The sequence below is a fragment of the Roseicyclus sp. genome (assembly GCF_052168335.1).
In the GTDB taxonomy this organism is placed as follows: Bacteria; Pseudomonadota; Alphaproteobacteria; order Rhodobacterales; family Rhodobacteraceae; genus Roseibacterium.
The window spans coordinates 1-1091 of record NZ_JBQLZP010000678.1 but is presented as its reverse complement, the minus strand read 5'-3'; the positions used below and the strand labels follow the sequence as shown (position 1 = coordinate 1091).

Below are 1091 nucleotides of genomic sequence, written 5' to 3'. Positions count from 1 at the left end.
CGAACTCGGGCCGCAGTTCGGAATGGTCGATCTGGGTGTCCTGCATGGGGGGCAACATGGGCCCCCCGGGCCGGGGCGTCCATGGCGACGCTGCGCGACGCGGCGTCACGGGGCGGTTTCCCGCGACGGAAATCCCCCGCCCCCGCGTGAGAGGGATCAGACAGGCAGCAAAGGAGATACGCATGTCGATCTGGAAAGCGGCCCTTCTGGGCGTGACGATCCCCGCGGCGCTGGTCCTTCCGGCCATGGCGCAGGAGGGGCCGATGGGCCCGCGCATGGTGTTCGAGGAGTTCGATCTCGACGGCGACGGCGCGGTGACGCTGGAGGAGATGACCGGCGCGCGGCAGGCGCGGCTGGCCGAGGCCGACGCCAACGGCGACGGGCTTCTCGACCGGGACGAGCTGATGGCGATGGCGGGCGCACGCGTGGCGCAGGGCGTCGACCGGATGCTCGAGCGGCTCGACGCCGACGGCGACGGGGCGATCAGCCTCGACGCGATGGCCGCGATGGGCGGCGCGGGCCGCGGCCCGAACCCCGAGCGGATGTTCGGACGCCTCGACGCGGACGGCGACGGGGCCGTGACCGCCGAGGAGTTCGACGCGGCCATTGCCGAATTCCGCGAGCGCCGCGGCGGACGGCACGGCGAGGGCCACGGCCACGGCCAGGGCTTCTGGCGCGACCGGGGCTGATCCGGTCGCGGGCGGTCCGCGCCGCGGGCCGCCCTCCGGGCGCGGCGGGCCGGGGTCCGGCGCGGACACTGGTGTATGGATCGGCGGACCCGTCCGGACGCGCGAACCGGGGAACGCACGCGCGGATGTGCAGGCGGATGTGCGGGCGGATGACGGGGCGGCGCCGTGCGGACAGGTGGCATACGCTTATGTATGGACCGGCGCGCACGCCGGCGCGCAAGGGAGGACATGCCTCCGCGGACCGGACCGGGCGGACACGCCGGCGGCCTGCGTCCGGGGGGCAGGCCGGGAGCGGACACGCCCCTTGGCGCGTGGATGGACGGGCGGCTATTGAGGGCCATGGAACCGATGCGGCCGGACGGCGATGCTGAGCTCGACGCGCTCGACGACGGTGCGCTCATG

General features: G+C 74.6%; 1 protein-coding gene. It reads left to right on the top strand.

Translation table 11 applies throughout. The features are described 5' to 3' along the window. Window positions 1–182 precede the first annotated feature (182 nt). Window positions 183–689: an EF-hand domain-containing protein gene (locus ACTS11_RS20690; protein ID WP_442642172.1), complete on the top strand. Its 507-nt coding sequence runs from the start codon at window positions 183–185 to the stop codon at window positions 687–689. Window positions 690–1091 lie beyond the last annotated feature (402 nt).

Bases quoted from the DNA above. Each gene is read 5' to 3' on its own strand.
- ACTS11_RS20690 (WP_442642172.1), top strand. From the start codon at position 183: ATGTCGATCTGGAAAGCGGCCCTTCTGGGCGTGACGATCCCCGCGGCG.